This is a genomic window from Geodermatophilus siccatus, from assembly GCF_900103785.1.
Lineage (GTDB): Bacteria > Actinomycetota > Actinomycetes > Mycobacteriales > Geodermatophilaceae > Geodermatophilus > Geodermatophilus siccatus.
Genome location: NZ_FNHE01000001.1, coordinates 474,277 through 496,046, shown reverse-complemented (window position 1 = coordinate 496,046; position 21,770 = coordinate 474,277). Strand labels below are relative to the sequence as shown.

At 74.8% G+C, this 21,770-nt stretch carries 19 protein-coding genes; 7 read left to right on the top strand and 12 right to left on the bottom strand.

Annotated elements, in window-relative coordinates; genetic code table 11:
* Positions 1-12 precede the first annotated feature (12 nt).
* The gene (locus tag BLS21_RS02255) at positions 13-1,533 is read left to right on the top strand and encodes a DEAD/DEAH box helicase (protein ID WP_091213209.1); all 1,521 of its coding nucleotides are present in this window, start codon (positions 13-15) and stop codon (positions 1,531-1,533) included.
* A gap of 137 nt (positions 1,534-1,670) precedes the next feature.
* On the opposite strand, the gene BLS21_RS02250 is transcribed toward BLS21_RS02255, so the two are convergent.
* The 5 genes from BLS21_RS02250 to BLS21_RS02230 form a co-directional block, all read right to left on the bottom strand.
* Complete coding sequence (locus BLS21_RS02250; protein ID WP_091213208.1) at positions 1,671-3,092, bottom strand: hypothetical protein; 1,422 nt, start codon at positions 3,090-3,092, stop codon at positions 1,671-1,673.
* Positions 3,093-3,217: 125 nt separating this feature from the next.
* A complete protein-coding gene (locus BLS21_RS02245; protein WP_091213203.1) occupies positions 3,218-4,087 on the bottom strand; it encodes an aldehyde dehydrogenase family protein in 870 nt (289 codons plus the stop codon).
* Positions 4,084-5,526: an aldehyde dehydrogenase family protein gene (locus BLS21_RS02240; protein ID WP_217635937.1), complete on the bottom strand. Its 1,443-nt coding sequence runs from the start codon at positions 5,524-5,526 to the stop codon at positions 4,084-4,086. Before BLS21_RS02240 ends, BLS21_RS02245 begins: the two co-directional genes overlap by 4 nt.
* 2 nt (positions 5,527-5,528) lie before the next feature.
* On the bottom strand, positions 5,529-6,524 hold the full coding sequence (gene deoC, locus BLS21_RS02235; protein WP_217635936.1) for a deoxyribose-phosphate aldolase: 996 nt from the start codon (positions 6,522-6,524) through the stop codon (positions 5,529-5,531).
* Positions 6,521-7,276, bottom strand: a complete 756-nt coding sequence (locus BLS21_RS02230) for a methyltransferase domain-containing protein (protein WP_139176990.1) — start codon at positions 7,274-7,276, stop codon at positions 6,521-6,523. Before BLS21_RS02230 ends, deoC begins: the two co-directional genes overlap by 4 nt.
* A 237-nt stretch (positions 7,277-7,513) precedes the next feature.
* Here BLS21_RS02230 and upp point away from each other — a divergent pair, with 237 nt between their 5' ends.
* The 3 genes from upp (at position 7,514) to BLS21_RS02215 (ending at position 9,535) form a co-directional block, all read left to right on the top strand.
* Positions 7,514-8,137 carry a uracil phosphoribosyltransferase gene (gene upp, locus BLS21_RS02225; protein ID WP_091213785.1) on the top strand — a complete coding sequence of 208 codons (624 nt, stop codon included), beginning with the start codon at positions 7,514-7,516 and terminating at the stop codon, positions 8,135-8,137.
* Between the two features lie 2 nt (positions 8,138-8,139).
* Positions 8,140-9,030, top strand: coding sequence for a Gfo/Idh/MocA family protein (locus BLS21_RS02220; RefSeq protein WP_091213200.1), 891 nt, complete (start codon positions 8,140-8,142; stop codon positions 9,028-9,030).
* A gap of 103 nt (positions 9,031-9,133) precedes the next feature.
* Positions 9,134-9,535 carry a DUF805 domain-containing protein gene (locus BLS21_RS02215; RefSeq protein ID WP_175479368.1) on the top strand — a complete coding sequence of 134 codons (402 nt, stop codon included), beginning with the start codon at positions 9,134-9,136 and terminating at the stop codon, positions 9,533-9,535.
* 159 nt (positions 9,536-9,694) lie between these two features.
* Here BLS21_RS02215 and BLS21_RS02210 read toward each other — a convergent pair whose 3' ends face one another.
* The 7 genes from BLS21_RS02210 to BLS21_RS02180 form a co-directional block, all read right to left on the bottom strand.
* On the bottom strand, positions 9,695-10,294 hold the full coding sequence (locus tag BLS21_RS02210; protein ID WP_245699951.1) for a hypothetical protein: 600 nt from the start codon (positions 10,292-10,294) through the stop codon (positions 9,695-9,697).
* A 302-nt stretch (positions 10,295-10,596) separates the two neighbouring features.
* Positions 10,597-11,154: a hypothetical protein gene (locus BLS21_RS02205; RefSeq protein WP_091213192.1), complete on the bottom strand. Its 558-nt coding sequence runs from the start codon at positions 11,152-11,154 to the stop codon at positions 10,597-10,599.
* A gap of 194 nt (positions 11,155-11,348) precedes the next feature.
* Positions 11,349-12,050: a haloacid dehalogenase type II gene (locus tag BLS21_RS02200; RefSeq protein ID WP_091213189.1), complete on the bottom strand. Its 702-nt coding sequence runs from the start codon at positions 12,048-12,050 to the stop codon at positions 11,349-11,351.
* Positions 12,047-14,110 (bottom strand): acyltransferase family protein, encoded by a 2,064-nt coding sequence (locus BLS21_RS02195; protein ID WP_091213186.1) that lies wholly within the window; start codon positions 14,108-14,110, stop codon positions 12,047-12,049. Before BLS21_RS02195 ends, BLS21_RS02200 begins: the two co-directional genes overlap by 4 nt.
* 8 nt (positions 14,111-14,118) lie before the next feature.
* Positions 14,119-15,759: a phospho-sugar mutase gene (locus tag BLS21_RS02190; protein WP_091213182.1), complete on the bottom strand. Its 1,641-nt coding sequence runs from the start codon at positions 15,757-15,759 to the stop codon at positions 14,119-14,121.
* Positions 15,756-16,580: an NAD-dependent epimerase/dehydratase family protein gene (locus BLS21_RS02185; protein WP_091213179.1), complete on the bottom strand. Its 825-nt coding sequence runs from the start codon at positions 16,578-16,580 to the stop codon at positions 15,756-15,758. The genes BLS21_RS02190 and BLS21_RS02185 overlap by 4 nt, the downstream gene beginning before the upstream one ends.
* A gap of 37 nt (positions 16,581-16,617) precedes the next feature.
* Entirely contained in the window at positions 16,618-17,427 is an 810-nt protein-coding gene (locus BLS21_RS02180) for a purine-nucleoside phosphorylase (protein WP_091213176.1), read from the bottom strand.
* A 111-nt stretch (positions 17,428-17,538) separates the two neighbouring features.
* Between BLS21_RS02180 and BLS21_RS02175 the strand changes: the two genes are divergently transcribed.
* The 3 genes from BLS21_RS02175 to BLS21_RS02165 all read left to right on the top strand — a co-directional run bounded on the left by BLS21_RS02175 (position 17,539) and on the right by BLS21_RS02165 (position 21,661).
* Positions 17,539-19,059 carry a peptidase M16 family protein gene (locus tag BLS21_RS02175; RefSeq protein WP_091213173.1) on the top strand — a complete coding sequence of 507 codons (1,521 nt, stop codon included), beginning with the start codon at positions 17,539-17,541 and terminating at the stop codon, positions 19,057-19,059.
* A gap of 101 nt (positions 19,060-19,160) precedes the next feature.
* Positions 19,161-20,366: a glutamate--cysteine ligase gene (locus BLS21_RS02170; protein ID WP_091213170.1), complete on the top strand. Its 1,206-nt coding sequence runs from the start codon at positions 19,161-19,163 to the stop codon at positions 20,364-20,366.
* 47 nt (positions 20,367-20,413) lie between these two features.
* Entirely contained in the window at positions 20,414-21,661 is a 1,248-nt protein-coding gene (locus BLS21_RS02165; RefSeq protein ID WP_091213167.1) for an amidohydrolase, read from the top strand.
* The last annotated feature ends 109 nt before the right edge of the window (positions 21,662-21,770 follow it).

The following is a 21,770-nucleotide window of genomic DNA, read 5'->3' as shown; positions in this document are numbered from 1 at the left end:
TCCCACACCCGCATGACCACGTTCGACACTGTCGACGTCCAGACCGCTCCTGAGACCCCCGAGGTCGAGGTCCCGGCCGAGCCGGCCGGCCCGACCTTCGCCCAGCTGGGCCTGCCCCAGCAGCTGGTGACCGCGCTCGAGCGGCGCGACATCCGCACCCCCTTCGCGATCCAGGCCTCCGCCCTGCCCGACGCCCTCGCCGGGCGCGACGTGCTCGGCAAGGCCGCCACCGGCTCGGGCAAGACGCTGGCCTTCGGCCTGCCGATGCTCGCCCGCCTCGGTGCCGACGTCCGCCGGGGCCGCCGTGCCCCGCGCGGGCTGATCCTGGTGCCGACCCGCGAGCTGGCCCAGCAGGTCTTCGACAACCTCGCGCCCCTCGGGCAGTCGATCGGCGTCCAGCTGACCACCGTGTACGGCGGCGCCTCGATGTACCGGCAGATCCAGCAGCTGCGCCGCGGCGTGGACGCGGTCATCGCCACCCCTGGCCGGCTGCAGGACCTGATCGGCCAGGGTGAGGCGACCCTCGACGAGGTCGAGGTCACCGTCATCGACGAGGCCGACTTCATGTCCGACCTCGGCTTCCTGCCGGTCGTGCAGGAGCTGCTCGACCAGACCCGTCCCGACGCCCAGCGGCTGCTGTTCTCGGCCACGCTGGACGGCGAGGTCGACACCCTGGTCCGCCGGTACCTCAAAGACCCGGCGCGGCACGAGGTCAAGCGCCCAGGGGACGACGCCCCGCCGGCCGAGCACCTGGCCTACAGCGTCGCCTTCCGCGACAAGCTGCAGATCGCCGAGGAGATGGCCGCCCGCCCGGGCCGCACCCTCGTCTTCGTGCGCACGCAGCACGGCGCCGACCGGCTGGCCGGCAACCTGCAGGCCGCCGGCATCAAGGCCGAGGCGATCCACGGCGGGCTGCCGCAGGGTGCCCGTCGCCGTGCGCTGGAGGCGTTCACCGACGCCCGCAGCCCGGTGCTGGTCGCCACCGACGTCGCCGCCCGCGGCATCCACGTCGACGACGTCTCGCTGGTGGTGCACTACGACCCGCCGGCGGACCACAAGACCTACCTGCACCGCTCGGGCCGCACCGCCCGCGCCGGCGCCCGCGGTGTCGTGGTCTCGCTGCTGCTGCCCGACCAGGTGGGCCAGGCCAAGCGCCGGTTCCGCCAGGCCAAGGTGGAGCCGGTCGTCTCCCGGATCCGTCCGGGCGACGCCCCGATCGCCGAGCTCGTCGCCAGCGGTGTGCACGTGGCGCCGGTGGAGCGCCCGGTGCGCGAGTCCCGGCGTCCCTCCGGAGGCCCCGGTGGCCGGCGTCCCCGACGCGACGGTGACCGTCCGCGCCGCGACGGCGACCGGCCGCGCCGTCCCCACGGGGAGCGGCCGCGCCGCGACGGCGACCGTCCGGCGTACGGCGATCGCCCGGCGTACGGCGAGCGGTCCCGCGGCACCGGCGAGCGCTCCTACGGCGAGCGCGGCGAGCGGCGCTCCAGCCCGTACCGCGGCCAGGGCCGTCGCCCCGAGCGCTCGGCGGACTGAGCTCCACCCCTGACAGACGGCAGCGGCCGGTCCCGGTTTCCCGGGGCCGGCCGCTGCCGTTCGTGGGCACCTCGGCCGCTCCACCCCTACCGACGGGAGGGGACGACGGTGGCCGGAGGGGCCAGGGCGGTCCTCCGTCAGTCGCGGAAGACGAGCGCGCTGCTGACCTCGGTGACGACCTCGTCCCAGGCGGGGCGCAGCGCGGCGGCGTCCTCGGCGCGCAGCGGGGTGTCCGGGACCCGCTCGCTGCGGGCGACGGCGCGGCCGAGCGGCGCGTCGGGGCGCAGCAGCTCCTCGACGCGGGCCAGCCCGGCGTACTCGGCGATGTCGCGCACGCCCTCGACCTGCTGGGCGAGCACCCGGTGGTCGACCAGCCCGCCCGCCCCGCCGGCGACCTCGGCCAGCACCTCGCTGGTCTCGGTGAGGTCGTAGCGGTCCTGGTCGGCCGGCAACGGCGGCGTGGTGGTGTCGGCGACCTCGGGCCAGGAGGCGATCTCGGTGAGGTCGTGGGCCTCGCTGCCGCGGCAGAAGCGGGTGAGGTCCTCGGGGGAGCCGAAGAGGAAGACCTCGCCGTCACGGCCGAGGAAGCGCGCCCGGTCCTCGACGTAGCAGCGCAGCGTGAGGCCGGCGCCCTCGGGCACGACGACCTCCACCGGCAGGATGCCGACGGCCTCCCAGAACTCGGCGGCCTTCGCGACCTCCGCGGGTGACGCGGCCATGCGGCCCGGGCGGGCGATGGTGCTGACGCCGGCCGAGGCCGCCGCGGTCGCGCCGCCCACCGGGCGGGCAGCCGCCGCGGCGTCGTCCTCGAGGTCGTCCTCGTCGTAGTCGTCCTCGTCGGCCTCCGCCGCAGAGGGGTAGTCGTCGAGGGAGACGGTGCCGCCGCCGGTCCAGTCCAGGTGCGTGCCGAGCTCGTCGAGGACGTCCTCCCACAGGTCGTCGAGGGCGCTGCCGACGCCGATCCAGGCGTCCTCGCCCGAGCGGCCGACGAAGGCCTCGACGCCCAGCCCCAGCGAGCCGATCTCGGGGCGGGAGACGAGCTCGGCGAGTGCGCCGAACTCCCCGCCGCGGGCGACGGCGCCGTCGGCCCGGCGCTCGAGCTCGATGTCGTCGTCGACGTCCGGCTCGTCGTCGGTGTCGGTCAGCTCGTCGTCGGCGTCGTCGTCCTCCACGTCGAGGCACTCGGCCAGCCGGGTGACGATGTCGATGGTCGCGGCCAGCTCCTCGACCGACCACCGGTCGGGGTTCTCGGCGGCGATGTCGTAGACGCCGTCGAGGTCGTAGCGGTGGTCGTCGTCGGGCGTGAGGTCGGCCGCGCCCAGCCCGACCACCACCGGCCAGACCGGGTGGTCGGCGAGGTCGTGGTCGGTGCGGGTGCGGCAGAACGCGGCCAGCGCGTCCGGGGTCGGGAAGAGGTGCACGCGCGCCCGGTCGTCCTCGGAGGTGCCGAGGAAGGCCTGCCACTCCTCACCGTCCTCCTCCCACGGCGGAGCCCACAGGGTGAAGCCGGTGCGGTCGTCGACGGTGAGGGCGATGGGGACGATGCTGGGCCGGGCCACGCGCCCATCCTGCCCGCTCCCCCTGGGAGCGCGCCCCGGGGTTCTGGAGGCCCGTGGGGTGCCAGGTGCAGGACCCCGTCCTCCCCACCCTCCGCGAGCTCAGGGTGGACCCGGGACGGGGCCGTTCACAGGCCCATGGGGTGCCACACCGTCTTCGTCTCCAGGAACGGGGTCAGCCGGGTCAGGCCCGGGTCGGCCGACCAGTCCGGTTCCTCGGCCGGCGGCCGCACGACCCGCTTGATGCTGCCCGCGGCGAGGCGCTCGAGCTCCATCGCGCAGCCGGCGGGGGCGCCGGTGAGGTCGATGGCGTCGACGTCGTCGTGCTCGGCCAGCCACGGGCCGATCTCCTCGGCGTCCCCGGTGAGCAGGTTGACCACCCCGGCCGGGACGTCGCTGGTGGCCAGCACCTCGCCGAGGGTGACGGCGGGCAGCGGACGGGTCCGCGACGTGACGACGACGGCGGTGTTGCCGCCTGCCAGCACGGGGGCGAGCACGCTGACCAGGCCGAGCAGCGAGGAGCGCTGCGGCGCGAGGACGGCGACGACGCCGGTGGGCTCGGGCACCGAGAAGTCGAAGTACGGCCCGGCGACCGGGTTGGCCGCGCCGAGGACGGCGCCGAGCTTGTCGGTCCACCCGGCGTACCAGACCCAGCGGTCGATGGCGGCGTCGACGGCGGCCCGCGCCCTGGACGACGACAGGCCCTCCCCGGCCGCGACCTCCTCGCAGAACTGGGCGTGCCGGCCCTCCATCACCTCGGCCACCCGGTACAGCACCTGGCCGCGGTTGTAGGCGGTGGCGCCCGACCACTTCCCGGCTGCGGCGCGGGCGGCGACGACGGCGTCCCGGGCGTCCTTGCGCGAGGCCCACGCGGCGTTGGCGAGGAAGGCGCCCTTGGCGTCGGTGACCGCGTAGGTGCGGCCGGACTCCGAGCGCGGGAAAGCGCCGTTCACGTACAGCTTGTACGTCTTGCGGACGGCGAGACGATCAGTGCTCACCGGGCACCCTCCAGGTACGCGGCCAGCCCGTGGCGGCCGCCCTCGCGGCCGTAGCCGGACTGCTTGTAGCCGCCGAAGGGCGACGTCGGGTCGAACTGGTTGAAGGTGTTGGCCCAGACCACGCCGGCGCGCAGCCGGTCGGCGATCGCGAGGATCCGGGAGCCCTTCTCGGTCCAGATGCCGGCCGAGAGCCCGTACGTGGTGTTGTTCGCCTTGGCCACGGCCTCGTCGGGCGTCCGGAAGGTCAGCACCGAGAGCACCGGGCCGAAGACCTCGTCGCGGGCGATGCGGTGGGCGGGGGAGACGTCGGTGAACACCGTCGGCGGGAACCAGTAGCCGCGCTCGGGCAGCTCGCAGGCCGGCTGCCACCTCGACGCGCCCTCGGCCTCGCCGACGTCGGACAGCTCCCGGATGCGCGCGAGCTGCTCGGCGGAGTTGATCGCGCCGATGTCGGTGTTCTTGTCCAGCGGGTCGCCCAGGCGCAGCGTGCCGATCCGCCGCTGCAGCGAGGCGATGACCTCGTCGTGCACCGACTCCTGCACCAGCAGCCGGCTGCCGGCGCAGCACACGTGGCCCTGGTTGGAGAAGATGCCCTGCACGACGCCCTCGACGGCCTGGTCGATCGGGGCGTCGTCGAAGACGATGTTGGCCGCCTTGCCGCCGAGCTCGAGGGTCAGCTTCTTGCGGGTGCCGGCGACGGCGCGGGCGATCGACCGGCCCACCTCGGTCGAGCCGGTGAACGCGACCTTGTCGACGTCCTCGTGCTCGACGACGGCCCGGCCGGTGTCGCCCGCACCGGTCACGATGTTGACCACGCCGGGTGGCAGGTCGGCCTGACGGCACACCTCGGCGAACAGCAGCGCGGTCAGCGGGGTGGTCTCGGCCGGCTTGAGGACGACGGTGTTGCCGGTGGCCAGTGCCGGGGCGACCTTCCACGCCAGCATGAGCAGCGGGAAGTTCCACGGGATGACCTGACCGGCCACGCCCAGCGGCCGCGGGCCCGGCCCCAGGCCCGCCCAGTCCAGCTTGTCGGCCCAGCCCGCGTGGTAGAAGAAGTGCGCCGCGGCCAGGGGGACGTCGACGTCGCGGGACTCCCGGATCGGCTTGCCGTTGTCCAGGGACTCCAGGACGGCGAACTCGCGGGCCCGCTCCTGCAGCAGCCGGGCGATGCGGAACAGGTACTTGCCGCGGTCGGCCGGGCGCATCGGTCCCCAGACGCGGGTGAACGCGCGGCGGGCGGCGCGGACGGCGCGGTCGACGTCGGCGTCGGTGGCGGTGGCGACCTCGGAGAGCACCTCCTCCGTCGCCGGGTTGACGGTCTTCAAGGGGGTGCCGGAGCCGTCGACGAACTCGCCGTCGACGAACAGGCCGTAGGACGGCGCGACGTCGACGATGGAGCGCGACTCGGGCGCGGGGGCGTACTCGAACAGGCTGGTCATGGTCAGTCGACGCTCACGTGGTCGGGGCCGGAGTAGTGGCCGGTGCGCAGCTTCTGCCGCTGCAGGAGCAGGTCGTTGAGCAGGCTGGAGGCGCCGAAGCGGAACCAGTCGGGGGAGAGCCAGCCGGGCCCGGCGACCTCGTTGACGAGGACCAGGTGCTTGATCGCGTCCTTCGTCGTCCGGATGCCGCCGGCGGGCTTGACGCCGACCTGGCGGCCGGTGGCGGCGCGGAAGTCGCGGACCGCCTCGAGCATCACCAGGCAGACCGGCAGGGTGGCCGCGGGGGAGACCTTGCCGGTGGAGGTCTTGATGAAGTCGCCGCCGGCGAGCATCGCCAGCCAGGAGGCGCGGCGGACGTTGTCGAGGGTGACCAGCTCGCCGGTCTCGAGGATGACCTTGAGGTGCGCGTCCCCGCAGGCGTCCTTGACGGCCACGATCTCGTCGTAGACGTCGAGGTAGCGGCCGGCCAGGAACGCGCCGCGGTCGATGACCATGTCGATCTCGTCGGCGCCGTTGGCCACGGCGTCCCGCACGTCGGCGAGCTTGACCGCCCGGCTGGCCCGGCCGCTGGGGAAGGCGGTGGCGACGGCGGCGACGTGGATGCCGGTGCCCTGCAGGGCGTCGCGGGCGACGCCGGCGAGGTCGCCGTAGACGCAGACGGCGGCCACCTGGGGGCAGCTCGGGTCGCCCGGGTCGGGACGGCGCGCCTTGGCCGCCAGGCTGCGCACCTTCCCCGGGGTGTCGGAGCCCTCGAGGGTCGTCAGGTCGACCATGGAGATGGCGGCGTCGAGAGCCCAGGCCTTGGCGGTCGTCTTGATCGACCGGGTGCCCAGGACGGCGACCCGCGACTCGGCGCCGACCTGGTCCACGCCGGGCAGCCCGTGCAGGAAGGCCCGGAAGGCGGCGTCGGAGCGGGTCACGTCGCGGTACGGCGCCAGGGGCTCGCGCCGCGGCGGGATCGCCGCCGCCGGCGCATCGGGGTCGAGCACGTGGGTCATGGGCGCATTCTCCCTCCCGACCCCGGTGCCCCCGCGCCCCGCACACCCGTGCGGGTGGGAGCCGACCGGAGGCGCAGCATGCTGCGCGCGCCGCGCTGGAACTCGTAGGGGACGTCCTGGACCTCCGCCTCCACCCCGGCCCCGCCGAGCTCGGCCAGCACGGAGGCCAGCAGGTCGGGCAGGGCCCGGCCGGCCTGGTCGACCACCGGGTAGACGCGCACCTCGGCGCCCACGCGGGCCATCTCGCGCAGGGCGGCGACGTGGAACCCGGCGTCCAGCCGGTCGGCGTAGGTGAACAGCAGGTGCGAGGAGAGGACCAGGTCGAAGGCGCCGTCGGTGAACGGCAGGTGCGGCAGGGCGGCCGCCACGTGGCGTCCCGGGCACGCGGCCAGGTCGCGCGCGAAGACCGCCGCCGACTCCGCCCGGAGCCGCGCGTGGCCGGCGGGGTCGCCGTAGTGGTCCCAGACGTAGCGCTCGGCGTTGGCGGTGGCCCAGGCGCTGCCGCGGGCCAGCTCCGCGTCGAGACGGGCCACGAGCTCGCGCGGTGGGCTCGCGTAGACCGGGTCCACCGCGAACGCCGCGGTGCCGCGGGCCCGGGCCGCCGCGGTGAACGAGGCGCCACCGCCGGGGCAGTCGAGGACCCGGCCGTGCAGGTCGGCGTCGGTCAGGGCGAACATCGCGCGGTACTCGTCGAACGACCGGGCGCTGACCAGGAAGTCCCCGATGTCGGTCGCGCCGCGCAGCTCGCTCACCGCAGCTCCTCGGTGGGTCGCGGGGTGGGCTGCTCGCCGGGCAGGGGTCCGAGCTCGATGGGGGGCACGGGCGGTCTCCTCGGACGGAGGTGGACCGGGTGCGCGGCCCACCGGGGACGGGTGGGCCGGACGACGTGGGCAGCCACCTACCGGCGGCGCCACCCCTGCGTCGTCGTCACGGCGGGGATGGTGCCAGCGCCGGCAGCCGGGGTCCACCGGGCCGCTACCGTGTCGCGCGTGCAGCTCACCGTCGTGGACCACCCGCTGGCCCGTGCCCGTCTGACCCGCATGCGCGACGAGCGGACCGACAACGCGGCGTTCCGCGCGGCCCTGGCGGAGCTGACCCAGATGCTGGTCTACGAGGCCACCCGGGACCTGCCCGTCGCCGAGGAGCCGATCACCACGCCGGTCACCGACACGACCGGCTACCGGCTGGCCGCGCCGCCGCTGATCGTGCCGGTGCTGCGGGCCGGGCTCGGGATGGCCGACACGGCGCACGGGATGCTGCCGGAGTCGCAGATGGGCTTCGTCGGCCTGGCCCGCAACGAGGTGACCTTCCAGCCCGAGGCGTACATGGCCTCGCTGCCGGCGTCGCTGGTCGACCGGGAGGTCTTCGTGCTCGACCCGATGCTGGCCACCGGCGGGTCGCTGGTGCACTGCTGCGGGCTGCTGACCGAGCGCGGCGCCACCTCGATCACCGTGCTGTGCGCGCTGGCCGCCCCGGAGGGCCTGCGCCGGCTCGAGGAGAGCGGGCTGCCGCTGCGGGTGTTCACCGCCTCGGTCGACGAGGGGCTCAACGACAAGGCCTACATCGTCCCGGGCCTCGGGGACGCGGGCGACCGCCAGTTCGGGGCGGTCTGACCGTGCGCTTCGGGGTGCTCGGCACCGGCCACTGGGCGCGGACGGTCCACGCGGCCGCCCTCGTCGAGCACCCGAGCGCCGAGCTGGTGGGCGTCTGGGGCCGCGACCTGTCCAAGGCCGAGGCGATCGGCGCGGAGTTCGACGTCCCCGGGTTCTCGGACCTGGCCGCGCTGCTCGACCAGGTCGACGCCGTGGCGATCGCCGTCCCGCCGTCGGTGCAGGTCGGGCTGGCCGAGCAGGCCGCGGCCGCCGGGAAGCACCTGCTGCTGGAGAAGCCCATCGGGCTCTCGCTCGACGAGGCCGACCGGGTGGTCGCCGCGGTGCGCTCCGCGGGGGTCGCCTCGGTCGTGTTCTTCACCTTCCGCTTCCAGGCCGGGACGTCGACCTGGATGGCCCAGGCCGCCCGCACCCGGCTCGCCGGTGGCGCCGGCTCGTGGCTGAGCGCGCTGGCCGGCAGCCCCTTCGACTCGGCCTGGCGGCGCGAGCACGGCGCGCTGTGGGACATCGGCCCGCACGCGCTGTCCCTGCTGCTGCCCACGCTGGGCCCGGTGGTGTCCGTGCAGGCCGGGGCAGGCGCGGGGGACACCGTGCACCTGGTGCTGCAGCACGCCACGCCCGGCGTCTCCTCGACGGTGACGCTCTCGCACACCGTGGCGCCGATGTCGACGGGCATCGAGTTCTTCGTGCACGGGGACGCCGGCCGGCTGGTGCTGCTGCCGGACACCGAGAGCCCGGTCGAGTCGTTCTCCGCGGCGGTCGACGAGCTGGAGGCGACCGTGGTGACCGGCGGGACGCACCCGTGCGACGTCGGCTTCGCGCGCGACGTCGTCGCGGTGCTGGCGACCGCTGCCCGCGCGCTGCAGTCCGGCTGCCGGGAGTCGGTCCCGTCCTGATCCCTCGTCGGGATGACGCCGCGGCCGCGGGTGCGGGGTGTGCGGCTGTCGGACGGCACCCTGTCTGCGGCGCCCCATCGTGGGGCGGGAATCGGGGGCGGCCGTGGGTCTCGGCGAGTGGTACGTGCGGCGCGGGCGGATCGACCGGACCACCTGGTGGCTGCACTACACCCTGCCGATCGCCGGGCTCAGCCTCCTCGCCAACATCGCGGACGCCTCGCTGGGCTACCCGGTCTTCTCCACGACGGTCGACACCAGCAGCGCCTGGGCCTACCTCGGCGGTCCGCTGACCACGGTGGTCGCGCTGCTGACGATCGTCCCGTCGATCGGCTCGTCGGTGACCCGGCTGCACGACCGCGGGCACTCGGCGTGGTGGCTGCTCTGGTCGCTCGTGCCCCTCGTCGGGTGGCTCGTGCTGCTGGTCCAGAACGGATTCCTGGCCGGTCAGCCGGTGCCCAACCGCTACGGCCCTCCGCCGGGCCAGCCGACGCCGCAGACCTGGTGAGCGTCGGGCGGCTGATCGCCGGCGTTCCTCGCGAGTTGCCGCCGCTGCAGCACCGGCACTGCACGGGCAACGACGGCAATGGCCGCACTCTCGCGCTGTTCCTGACGCCTCCGCGCTGTTGCAACGGCGCGGGAGCGGGCGGGACCGCGCGGACGTGGGTCAGTCGAACGGGTTGGTCAGGACCGGGCTGGCTTGGAGCACGGTGAAGGTGGCCGGCGGGCCGTCGGTGGTCGTGGTGCCGGGGACGTCGGCCGTCGCGCCGCCATCGACGCTGAAGGTGCCGCTCCAGGTGGTGGTCAGCGAGGCGGTGTAGGTGCCGCTGCGGTAGTCGTGGCTGATCGTGTGGTCGGGGTAGGGCGCACCGGGGTCGGTGGTCTGCAGGACGGTGCCGTCGCCGGTGTCCCAGGTGAAGGCGCTCGCGGTGGCGACGATGTCGACGGTGAAGCCGCGGATGTCGACGGTGAACGTCTGGGTGGTCGGGCCGTCGGTGTAGAAGACGACGGGCAGGCCGGCCAGCGCGTTGCCCGGCGGCTGCTGCTGGGTGGGCAGGTCGGGCAGCGGCAGGGTCTGGAAGTAGCGGTAGACCTCACCCGGGGACGGCGGCGGGTTCAGCGCCGTGATGTCGACGCAGAAGCGTCCGAGCGAGACCCAGGGACCGACCGGAGTGCCCGGTGGGCTGCCGCTCGAGTCAAACCTATCCACGGTGCTGCCGTCAGGCAGCACGAGGCGCTGTCGCTGGACCAGACGAAAGTCCGCCACGCGGTCGGCAGGTGTGGGGCAGTCACGAAAATCCTGTCCCTGGCAACTTCCGGTCGTAGCGTCGTTGGCGACGCAGGGGTCTATCAGCCGGTACGTATAGGGGTGGGCAGCTGGTGCAGCATTGGACGCAACCCATGAATCGCCGAAAACGCTGGAAGTGGTGGAAACGTAGGTCGCTGTTATAGCACCCTGAGTGGTCTCTACTACAGGACAGAAGCGCCTATCGCAGTCGTTGGCCGCGCTCGTACTAGGTGCGCCCATGGTCAAGATAGCGACTGCTAGCGAGGTGACAAGTCTGCGCCTCATTCGAGAGTCAAAGCCGTCATAATCCAAGTATCCTGACGGGCGTCCCACTTCAAGGCGGCTCCACCATTCAGATTTGTATACGCTGGCGAGCTCAGGTCCGGGAGTGCGTTGCCCGACGCGTCCTCCACCGCCAGTCCGGAAACGTCGGCTCGCATGGCCATTTCAGCCGTGGTCTCCCTGAGGAGAGCTTCGCCCATCGTTGTGATGGAAATTAATCCCCCATCGTACTGATGTCCTAAGGCTGCGTCTTTGTCCACGACGTGCGCTATCCGGTCGCAGTCGAGGCAGCCGTCGCTGAACTCGCGCAGGGGGGCGGCGTCCATGACGGTGGACGTCCGGTTGATGAGGTCGATGTAGTACCGGACGAAGGCCTCGGCTCCGGCGGCGTCCTGGGTGCGGGCCTCGGCGGGCATCGGGAGGTCCGTCGGACCCAGGGGTGGCAGTTCGGGCTGCGACGCGCTGGGTGTGGCGTCCGCCTCGGGCAGCGTGTCGGCCGCCTCCTGCCGCTCCGAGCAGCCGCTCAGCACCAGCGCGCCGGCCGCGAGGCCTGTCACGAGTCGCAGCGTCCAGCGCCGTGTCACCGTCGTCCACCCCCGTGTCGATCACCGGTCGCCGGGAGACTACGGACCGCCGCCGCCCCGGGCACGCGCCACTGTGGACAACCACCCGAACGCATTGCCGGGGTTCCTCGTGGGTCGCCGGCGCTGCAGCGCCGGCGACCCACGAAGAACCCCGGCGACGGCCTGCCTCACACCCCCAGGTGGTCGGCGAGCTCCTCGAACGAGGCCACCGACCAGTCGGCGTCCGGGTCCGAGGCAGGCGGCACGACCCGCCCGCCGAACTCGTCGGGCCGGTGCACGTACGCCGTCCGCAACCCGCGCGCCCGCGCCGCGGCCAGGTCGTCGACGTGCGCGGCCACCATGACCACCGACGACGGCGGGACCGCGAGCAGCTGCGCCGCGGAGTCGTAGACCTCCGGGTCGGGCTTGTAGTGCCGCACGACCTCGGCCCCCAGCACGCAGTCCCACGGCAGCCCGGACCGCCGGGCGAGGTCCACCTGCAGCGCGATGTTGCCGTTCGACAGCGGCGCCAGCACGAACTCCCGCCTCAGCCGCCTCAACCCCGGCAGCACGTCCGGCCACGGGTCCAGCCGGTGCCAGGCGAGCACCAGCTCGTCACGCACCTCGGCCGGCACGGAGGCCAGCCCGGCGTCCGCGAGCACCGACGACAGCGACTCGCGGTGCAGCGCGTCCAGCGGCGTCCACGGCAGCTCGCCGGAGCGCACCCGTTCCATCGACGGCACGTACCGGCCGCGCCAGTCGTCGGCCAGCGCGTCCGCGTCCACCGCCGGACCCAGCAGCCGGGACACCTCGCGGGCGACGCCGCCGCGCCAGTCGACCACCGTCCCGAAGACGTCGAAGACCAGCGCCCGGACGCCCTCGGCGGTCACCAGCCCACCCGCATCAGGAACTCCTCCTCCATCAGCGACCGGACCGTGCGCATGTAGGTCCCGGTGACGTGCCCGTCGTCCCGGTACACCCAGACGTTGCCGACCAGCGGCGGGCAGAGGTCGTCGGTGCAGAACCAGGAGCTGGTGTCCACCAGGCTCACCCCCGTAGGCAGGACGGCCTCCGCCGCCTCGAGCAGCCCGTCCGTGTACACCCACGAGCGTGGCGTCCCGCACCGGTCGGCGGCGTCGCCCCACTGGGCCACGCAGTCGGGCACGTCCTGCAGGTGCCGGGGGCTGTCCCGCATCGCGATCACCGGCAGCCCTGCATCGGAGAGCTGCTGCCAGGCCTCGAGGAACCCCGGCGGCAGCCTCTCCTCGTCGGTCCCGTAGGCCGTCCGGGTCCCCACGGTGACCACGAGGTCGGGCTGCAGGGACACGATGCGCTCGGTCAGCCGCGACTGCCAGGCCACGCACCCCTCGTACCCGGGCGTGCCCTCCTCGAAGAACTCGGACTGCGTCGAGAGGCTGCACCCGGCGCGGATGAGCGAGACCAGCTGCCACTGGTGGTCCTCGGCGAGGTCGGCCAGCGGGGACAGCCAGTGGGCGGCGTGCGAGTCACCCACGATGACGACCCGGCGCTCGCGGTCATCGGACCCGAGGAAGCACATCTCGGTCTGCGTCGGTGCGGCGTCGGGCGGGTCGTCGGCCACGGTGCACTCGGCGCCGGGCATGAAGGGGTGGTCGTCCCGGATCACCGACAGGGACGGCAGCGGCTCGACCCCGGGGATCCCACCGGTGGCCACGACGGGGGCGGAGAGGGCGACCGCGCCCGGGTAGTCCGGGTCGTCGGCCGCCGCCGCGACGCGAGCGGCCTCGCGGTCGATCCAGACGGTGGTGACCGCGCCCAGGACCAGCAGCGGCGCCATCCCGGCCGCCACCAGGCCCAGCGCACGGGAGGGGCGCAAGGTCCGGAGCCGCTGGGAAGCGGGCTGCTCGACGAGGCGGTGCGTGGCCTCGGCCAGGGCGAGGGAGAGCAGGATGACCGCGACCGCACCCTCGACCGACGGCGCCTCCTGCCCGGTGTGCACCAGGTACAGCACCAGGACCGGCCAGTGCCACAGGTAGAGGGCGTAGGACCGGGCCCCCAGCCAGCGCAGCGGCCGCAGGCCCAACAGCCGGTGCACGCCGTGGCGCCCGCCGGAGTCGGCCACGACCAGCAGGACCAGCGCGCACGCCACCGGCCAGGCGGCCTGCCAGCCGGGGAACGCGTGCGCCCCGTCGAGCACCGCGCCGCACGCGACGAGCGCGACGACCGCGCCCCAGCCCAGCAGCACGCCGGCCCGTCGTCCCGGCCGGACCCCGCCGAGCACGAGGGCCACCAGGGCCCCGGCGCCGAGTTCCCACAGCCGGGGCAGCGTGGAGAAGTACGCCACCTGCTGGTCGGCCCGCGTCGCCACCACCGACCACGCGAAGGACGCCGCGGTGACCGCCGCGACGGCCAGGACGGCGGCCGGGCGGGCGAACCGGCGCCGCGGCCCGCGCAGGAGCAGCGCCCCGGCGGCCACGACGACGGGCGCGGCCAGCAACACCTGGACCTGGATCGACAGCGACCAGAACTGCTGCATCGGGCTGGCGATGGCGTTGCTCGCCGCGTAGTCGACCGACTCCGCGACCAGGTGCTGGTTCTCGGTGGCCGTCGCCGACGTGAGCAGGTGCCCGGCGAGCTCCCGCCACCGCGTCTCCGGCAGCACGAAGGCGCCGGCGGCCGTGGTGCCGGCCAGGACGAGCGCGGCCGGAGGGGCCAGCCGGGACAGGGTCCGCGTGATCGACGTCAGGGGGTGGACGCGGCCGCTCCGCTCGACCTGACCGAGGAGGCTGTGCACGAGGAAGAAGCCGCTCAGGGCCAGGAACACGTCGACGCCGCCGGACACCTGGCCGGTGGTGACGTGGTAGCCGACCACGAGTGCGACCGCCAGCGCCCGGAGCCCGTCGATCTCCGGGCGACGGACGAGGTGCGGGCGGGACCGGGCGGTGGGGGAGGGTTCGAGGAGGACAGGCATGGCGCCTCTCAGAGTCCCAGAGCGGCCGCCATCTCCGTCCGCAGCTGGTCGAGCTCGTCGGCGCCCCGGCCGCGCGCGGCGATGATCCCGGCGTCCTCGTGCACGGGGACGACCGTCTCCAGGTAGGCCTTGAGCTTCGGCTCGGTGCCGCTGGGCCGCACGATCACCCGGACACCGTTCCCCAGCAGCCGGACGGCGTCCACCGCGGGCGCCTCGTCGAGCAGGTCGGAGGCGACGACCTCCCGACCCAGCAGCCGGCGAGGCGGGTCCGACCGCAGCCGCGCCATCATCGCGCCGATCCGCGAGAGGTCCTCGACCCGCACCGACAGCTGCCCGGTCGCGAACAACCCGTGCTCGAGGGCCAGCTCGTCGAGCCGGTCGGTCAGCGTCCGGCCGGTGGCCCTGAGCTCCGCAGCGAGCAGCGCGACCGCCAGTGCGGCGGAGATCCCGTCCTTGTCCTTCACGACGTCGGGCGCGACGGCGTAGCCCAGCGCCTCCTCGTAGCCGAAGACCAGCGGCTGCTCCGGGGTGCCGGCGCGGACGATCCACTTGAACCCGGTGGGCGTCTCGGCGAACCGGACCCCGTGCGCCTCGGTCAGCGCGTGCAGTAGCGAGCCGCTGACCAGCGACGCGGCATACGTGCCGCGCACGCCGCGGCGCAGCAGCCAGTCGCCCAGCAGCCCGCCCACCTCGTCGCCGGTGAGCTGGCGCCCGCCGCAGACCACCGAGCAGCGGTCGGCGTCGGGGTCCTCGGCGATCGCCACGTCAGCGGCCAGCTGCTCGGCCAACCCCTGCAGCAGGTCGACCGCGCCCGGCTCCTCCGGGTTGGGGAAGGCGACCGTCGGGAACGCCGGGTCGGGCTCGTCCTGCTCGGGCACGCTCACCGGCGGGGCGAACCCGGCGGCGGCGAACACCGCCCGCGTCGTCGCGGCCCCGACCCCGTGCATCGCGGTGTAGGCGACGGTCAGCCCCTGTCGCACGATCACCGGGACCGTGGAGGGGTCCAGGGCCCGCACCACGGCACCGACGTAGTCGGCCTCGACGTCGTCCCCGAGGGTCAGCCAGTCGTCGGACGTCGGCACCTCCCGCGCCGGTCCGACGGCGGCGATCGCGGCCTCGATCTCCCGGTCGGCCGGCGGCACCAGCTGCGCGCCGTCGTCGAGGTAGACCTTGTAGCCGTTGTCGTCGGGCGGGTTGTGGCTGGCGGTGACCATCACCCCGGCCACGCACCCCAGGTGCCGGACGGCGAAGGACAGCACCGGCGTCGGCAGCGGCCGCGGCAGCACCTGGACGGCGAACCCCGCCCCGGCCAGCACCGCGGCGGAGACCCGGGCGAACTCGTCGGAGCGCCGGCGCGCGTCGAAGCCGATGACCACGCCGCCGCCCGCGTGCCCGGCGTCGGCCAGCCAGCGGCCCAGGCCGGCGGCCGCGCGGGTCACCACGGCGGCGTTCATCCCGGCGGGCCCGGCGCGCAGCGGACCGCGCAGCCCGGCGGTGCCGAAGGTCAGCGGCCCGGCGAAGCGGCGCTCCAGCTCCGTGTGGGCCCCGGGATCGGTGGGCGCAGCCTCGATCAGCGCCTCGATCTCCGCGCGGTCGCCGTCGTGCGGGTCGGCGTCGGCCCAGGCGCGGGCGGTCTCGAGCAGGTTCACGCACGCTCCTCGAAGTGCTCGGCGTCGAAGTCGGCCGTCGTGAACTCGCCGCCGACCCGGCCGTGCACCGGGTCGGCGAGATCGGGCTCGCCGTGCACCCCGACGAGCGCCGCCGCGTACGCCTCGGCGTCGTCGGCCGGCTCGTAGCCCAGCGCCCGGGCGGCGGTGAGGTCCCACCAGCCGCGGGTGTTGGCCGAGACGCCCCACACCACGGCGAACCCGGGGGAGGGCGCCCGCAGCGCGGCGTCGACCAGCGACACCTGGTCGCGGGGGGAGAGCCACGTCGACAGGTGACGGGTGGTCGTCGGCTCGGCGGCGGCGGTGCCGATCCGCAGGCAGACGACGTCCAGGCCGTACCGGTCGGCGTAGAGCGCGCCGAGCGCCTCCACCGCCACCTTGGACACCCCGTAGAAGGTGTCCGGCCGCGCGAGGCCGTCGTCCTCCCGGAGCAGTCCGGACGCCGGCCGCGGGGTGAAGCCGGTGGCGTGGTTGCTCGACGCCAGCACCACCCGGGGGACCCCGGCCCGCCGCGCCGCCTCCAGCACGCAGTGGGTGCCGTCGATGTTGGCGTGGGAGATCGCCGCCCACGTCGACTCACCGGAGACGCCGGCCAGGTGGACGACGGCGGAGGCTCCCGAGACGGCCTCCGCCATCGCGGCCGGGTCGGTGACGTCGGCGACCACGTGCTCCTCGCCGGGACGGGGATCGGGGAGCGGGACGACGTCGAGCGAGCGCACCGCCCAGCCGCGCTCGGGCAGCCCGCCGCGCAGCACCGCACCGATCCGCCCGACCGCACCGGTGAGCAGCACCGGCCCGCTCACGAGGGCCTCCCCCCGGCCGTCCCCGCGGAGACGGCCGTCACGGCAGCCGCCCGGTGAACTCGACGAGGAACTCGCCCAGCCGGCCGGCCGCCGCCTTCCCGGCGGCGAGCACCTCCTCGTGGTGGAGCTTCTCGCCGGTGATGCCGGCCGCGGCGTTGGTGACCATCGACAGCCCCAGCACCTCGAGCCCCGCGGCGCGGGCCGCGATCGCCTCGAGCGCCGTGGACATGCCCACCAGGTCCGCGCCGAGCGTGCGCAGCATCCGGATCTCGGCCGGCGTCTCGTAGTGGGGCCCCGGCAGCGCCGCGTAGACGCCCTCGGCCAGCGACGGGTCCAGCTCGCGGGCCAGCGACCGCAGCCGTGCCGAGTACAGGTCGGTGAGGTCGACGAAGGTGGCGCCGACCAGCGGGGAGCGGGCGGTGAGGTTGAGGTGGTCGCTGATGAGCACCGCCTGGCCGACCCGGTGCTCGGGGGCCAGCCCGCCGGCGGCGTTGGTGAGGACGACGGTGCGCACACCCGCCGCGGCCGCCGTCCGGACGCCGTGCACGACCGGCTCGACGCCCCGGCCCTCGTACAGGTGGGTGCGGCCGAGGAAGAGCAGCACCCTGCGGTCGCCCACGCGCACCGAGCGCACCTCGCCGCCGTGGCCCACCGCGGTGGGGGCGGCGAACCCGGGCAGCTCCCCGATGGCGACGCTGCCCTCGACGGTGCCGAAGGCGTCCGCGGCCGGCGCCCAGCCCGAGCCCATGACGACGGCCACCTCGTGGCCGCCGCCGAGCGCGCGGGTCAGGTCGTCGGCCGCGCGGGCGGCCAGGGCGGCGGGGTCCGTGGCGGGGGGTGCACTCACGCTCGGACGCTAACGCAGTGCCTGCGTCGGTGACGGGGCACACGTGTCCCAGCTGTCCCGCTGCGGGCGTGTCCGCTGGAGGCGGGCGGGCGGGGGGCCGAGTGTGTCGGGGTGCAGCGCATCGACATCGACGGCGTCCCCGTCTTCACCGCCGACGGCCCGGCACGGACCACCGCCGCCCTCGTCTTCGGGGTCGGGCTCCGCGACGAGACGTTCGCGACCATCGAGGTCACCCACCTCGTCGAGCACCTCGCGATGGGCGCACTGCCCAAGTCGCACCTGCGGTGCAACGCGGTGACCGACGTCGACACCACGACCTTCCACGCGACCGGCCGTCCGGAGGCCGTGGGCGCGTTCCTCGAGGGCATCTGCCGGGCACTGGCCGACCTGCCCACCGAGCGGATGGACCTCGAGGTCGGCGTCCTGCAGGCGGAGAACTGCTCCACCGCCCACTCCACCCTCGGCGCGCTGTGGGCCGCCCGCTTCGGCCTGACCGGCCCGGGCCTGGCCGTCGCCGACGGACCCGGCCCGGAGTACCTCACCGAGGAGAGCGTGCGGGCGCACGCCCGCCGCTGGTTCGTCCGCGACAACGCCGCGCTGTGGTGCGCCGGGCCGCTGCCCGCCGGACTGCGGCTGCCGCTCCCGGCCGGCCCCCGTCCCGAGCGCCCCGCCCCGGCGCCGCGGCCGCAGAGCGGGCCGGTGTGGACCAAGGGCCACGGCGCCGGCGTCGGCCTGCTGCTGTCCGCGGGCGGCGCGGGCGACCCCGCGCTGACCATCGGCATCGAGGTGCTCAAGGAGCGCCTGCGCGACACCGCCCGCCTCGCCCGCGGCCTGAGCTACTCCGTCGACTCGATGGCCCTGGACATCACGGCCGACCGGCGCGAGGTCGCCGTCGTCCTCGACGCCCGGGAGGGGCAGGAGGCGGCCGTCGCCGGCCTGCTCTGGCAGGCCTACACGGAGCTGTGCGCGTCCGGCCCGACCCTCGCGGAGCTCGCGCACGCGGTGGCCGGCTTCGAGGAGGAGCTGGACGCCGACGAGCGTGCCGTCGTGGAGTCCGAGCTCGCCGACGCCGCCTACTGCGCGGTGAGCGACCTGCCGTTCCGCCCGGTGCAGGACGTGCTGGCGGCCTGGCGGACGACGCCCGGCGAGCGGGTGGCCGCGGCGCTGCAGGGCACCCGGCCGACGGCGATCCTGTACGTGCCCGAGGACGTCGACTACGCCGGGCCGGGCGGCCCGATCGAGCGCCGCTACGTGTGCAACCTGCAGAACCGGCTGCCGGCGGGGGAGACCTTCCGGCCCTCGGCGCTGGCCCGGCTGTTCTCCCGGGAGAGCCGGGTCGCCCTGGTCGTCGGGGAGCGCGAGCTGGCCCACCGCGACAGCGACGGTGACGTCCACAGCATCCCGTGGGAGCTGGTCGAGGCCGCGCTGCCGACCCAGGACGGCCGGGCCGTCTTCGTCGTCGGGCGCAACCTGTGCAGCGCCGTCGTGGACGAGGAGCGGTTCGGACGGCGAGCGGTGGCGGCCGTGCAGGCGCGGGTGCCCGCCGCGCGCTGGCTGCCGCGGCCGAGGACCGCGGGGGACGACCTGGTCGAGGCCGCTTCCCCGGCGGCCGGGGCCGCGGCCCGCCTGTAGGGGGCCCTTACACGGTGGGGGCAGGCGGCGGCCCCCCTCTCAGGGGCCCGCGCCGAGCTCGCGAGGCGTGGGGGGAGGGGTGGTCCTTCTAGACTCCCAGCGTGGAGATCCCTTTCCGGTCCTCCGAGCGAGCCAGCCTCGGCGTCGAGTGGGAGCTGCAGCTCGTCGACCTGCAGACGCGGCAGCTGACCGCGGGGGCCGTGGAGATCCTCGAGGAGATCCGGCCCGAGGGTGCCGAGGAGCACCCCAAGGCCAAGCACGAGCTGCTGCAGTCGACCGTCGAGATCATCACCGGCGTCTGCGGCACCGTCGCCGAGGCCAAGGCCGACCTCGCCGGCACGCTCGCCGAGGTGCGGGCCGCCGCCGAGCGCCGCGGGCTGGGCGTGATGTGCGCCGGCACCCACCCGATCACCGACTGGCAGACGCAGCAGATCTCGCCCAAGGAGCGCTACCTGCAGCTGGTGGAGAAGATGCAGTGGCTGGCCCGCCGGCTGCAGATCTTCGGCGTCCACGTGCACGTCGGCGTGCGCGCGCCGGAGAAGGCGATCCCCATCGTCAACGCGCTCACCCAGTACGTGCCGCACTTCCTGGCGCTCTCGGCGTCCTCCCCGTTCTGGGTCGGCTGCGACACCGGGCTGGCCTCGGCCCGCTCCAAGGTCTTCGAGGGGATGCCGACCGCCGGCCTGCCCTACCAGCTGTCGGGCTGGGACCGCTTCGAGGAGTACATGGAGACGCTGATCTCCACGCACGCCATCGAGAGCGTCCGCGAGGTGTGGTGGGACATCCGCCCGCACCCGGACTTCGGCACCGTCGAGCTGCGCATCTGCGACGGACTGCCCACCCTCGACGAGGTCGGCGCGGTGGCGGCGCTCTCGCAGTGCCTGGTCGAGCAGTTCGACACCCAGCTCGACCGCGGCTACACCCTGCCGGTGCCGGCCTCCTGGGTGCTGCAGGAGAACAAGTGGCGCGCGGCGCGCTACGGGTTGGACGCCGACATCGTCGTCGACGAGAAGGGCACCGTGCGCCCGGTGCGCCAGGCGATCACCGACCTGGTCGAGGAGCTCGTGCCCACCGCCCGCCGGCTGGGCTGCGAGGCCGAGCTGGCCGACGTCGAGCGCGTCCTGGCCGTCGGTGCCTCCTACCAGCGGCAGCGCGCGGTGGCCGCGGCGCACCACGGCGACCTGACCGCCGTCGTCGACAGCCTGCAGGCCGAGCTGCGGAACGGCCTGCCCGCCAGCGGCCCCGCCGGTTCCCCGCCCGGGCCGGTGCCCGGCCCGGCCCGGTGCACCGGGGGCCATGCGGCATGAGGGGCGCTGGGGCATGAGGGGCACAGCGGCATGAGCGGCGCTGCCGCATGACCCAGTTCCCCGAGGAGCTGGGAACGGCGGTCGACGAGTGGGTCGCCGAGAAGCAGCCGCAGTTGGTCTCCGTGCGCCGGCACCTGCACGCCCACCCGGAGCTGGCCTTCGCCGAGTTCGAGACGACGTCCTTCCTCGAGCAGCGGCTGCGCAGCGCCGGCCTGGAGCCCAGGCGGCTGCCCACGGGGACCGGGCTGGTGGTCGAGGTCGGGTCCGGGGACCCGACGGTGGTGCTGCGCGCCGACATCGACGCGCTGCCCCTGGCCGACCTCAAGGACGTCCCGTACGCCTCGACCCGCGAGAACACCTGCCACGCCTGCGGGCACGACGTGCACACGACCGTCGCCCTCGGCGCCGTGCTGGCGCTGGCCGCGCTCGACGACCTGCCCGGCACCGTGCGCTGCGTCTTCCAGCCGGCCGAGGAGACCGTGCCCGGCGGCGCCACCGAGGTGGTCGCGGCAGGCGTGCTCGAGGGCGCCTCCCGGGCCTTCGCCCTGCACTGCGACCCCTCCCTCCCAGCCGGCACCGTCGGCCTGCGCACCGGAGCGATCACCGCCGCCTGCGACCGGATGGACGTCACCCTCACCGGCCCGGGCGGGCACACCGCCCGTCCCCAGCTGACCGTCGACCTGGTCGACGCCCTCGGCCGGCTGATCACCGACCTGCCGGCGCTGCTGTCCCGGCAGGTCGACCCGCGCGCCGGCATGTCGCTGGTCTGGGGCGCGGTCGACGCCGGGGTCGCGGCCAACGCCATCCCGCAGCGGGGTCACCTGCGCGGCACGGTGCGGGTGCTCGACCGCGACACCTGGCAGGACGCCGAGGCGCTGCTGCGCTCGCTGGTCGAGCGGGTCGCCGCCACCACCGGGGCCGACGTCGACGTCGACTACGTGCGCGGGGTGCCGCCCGTGGTGAACGACCCGCGGGCCGTGGCGCTGCTGCGCTCGGCGGCCCTGGAGACGGTCGGCAGCGAGGGGCTGCGGCTGTCCCCGCAGAGCATGGGCGGTGAGGACTTCGGCTGGTTCGCCGACGTCCTGCCCATCGCGCTGGCCCGGCTGGGCACCCACGGTGGCGGCGCGCCGCTGGACCTGCACCGGGGCACCTTCGACGTCGACGAGCGGGCGATCGCGGTCGGCGTGCGGCTGATGGCCCGCACCGCGCTGCACGCGCTGTCCGCCGACGCGGGCGCCCCGCCGCCCGGCCCGTCGCCGCACCCCAGCGGTTCCGGTCCGGGTGCGCGACGGTAGACACTGACGCTGATCGACCGACGATGCCGGGAGCCCGATCGTGAGCGAGCTTGCGAGCGAACCGCAGCAGTTCGAGCGAACGCGGGCGACGAGCGCCACCGAGGAGGCC

Coding starts and splice junctions, on each gene's coding strand:
- BLS21_RS02240 (WP_217635937.1), bottom strand. CDS start 5,526: ATGACCAGCCTGTTCGAGTACGCCCCCGCGCCCGAGTCGCGCTCCATC.
- BLS21_RS02255 (WP_091213209.1), top strand. CDS start 13: ATGACCACGTTCGACACTGTCGACGTCCAGACCGCTCCTGAGACCCCC.
- deoC (WP_217635936.1), bottom strand. CDS start 6,524: ATGACCCACGTGCTCGACCCCGATGCGCCGGCGGCGGCGATCCCGCCG.
- BLS21_RS02165 (WP_091213167.1), top strand. CDS start 20,414: ATGACCCAGTTCCCCGAGGAGCTGGGAACGGCGGTCGACGAGTGGGTC.
- BLS21_RS02195 (WP_091213186.1), bottom strand. CDS start 14,110: ATGCCTGTCCTCCTCGAACCCTCCCCCACCGCCCGGTCCCGCCCGCAC.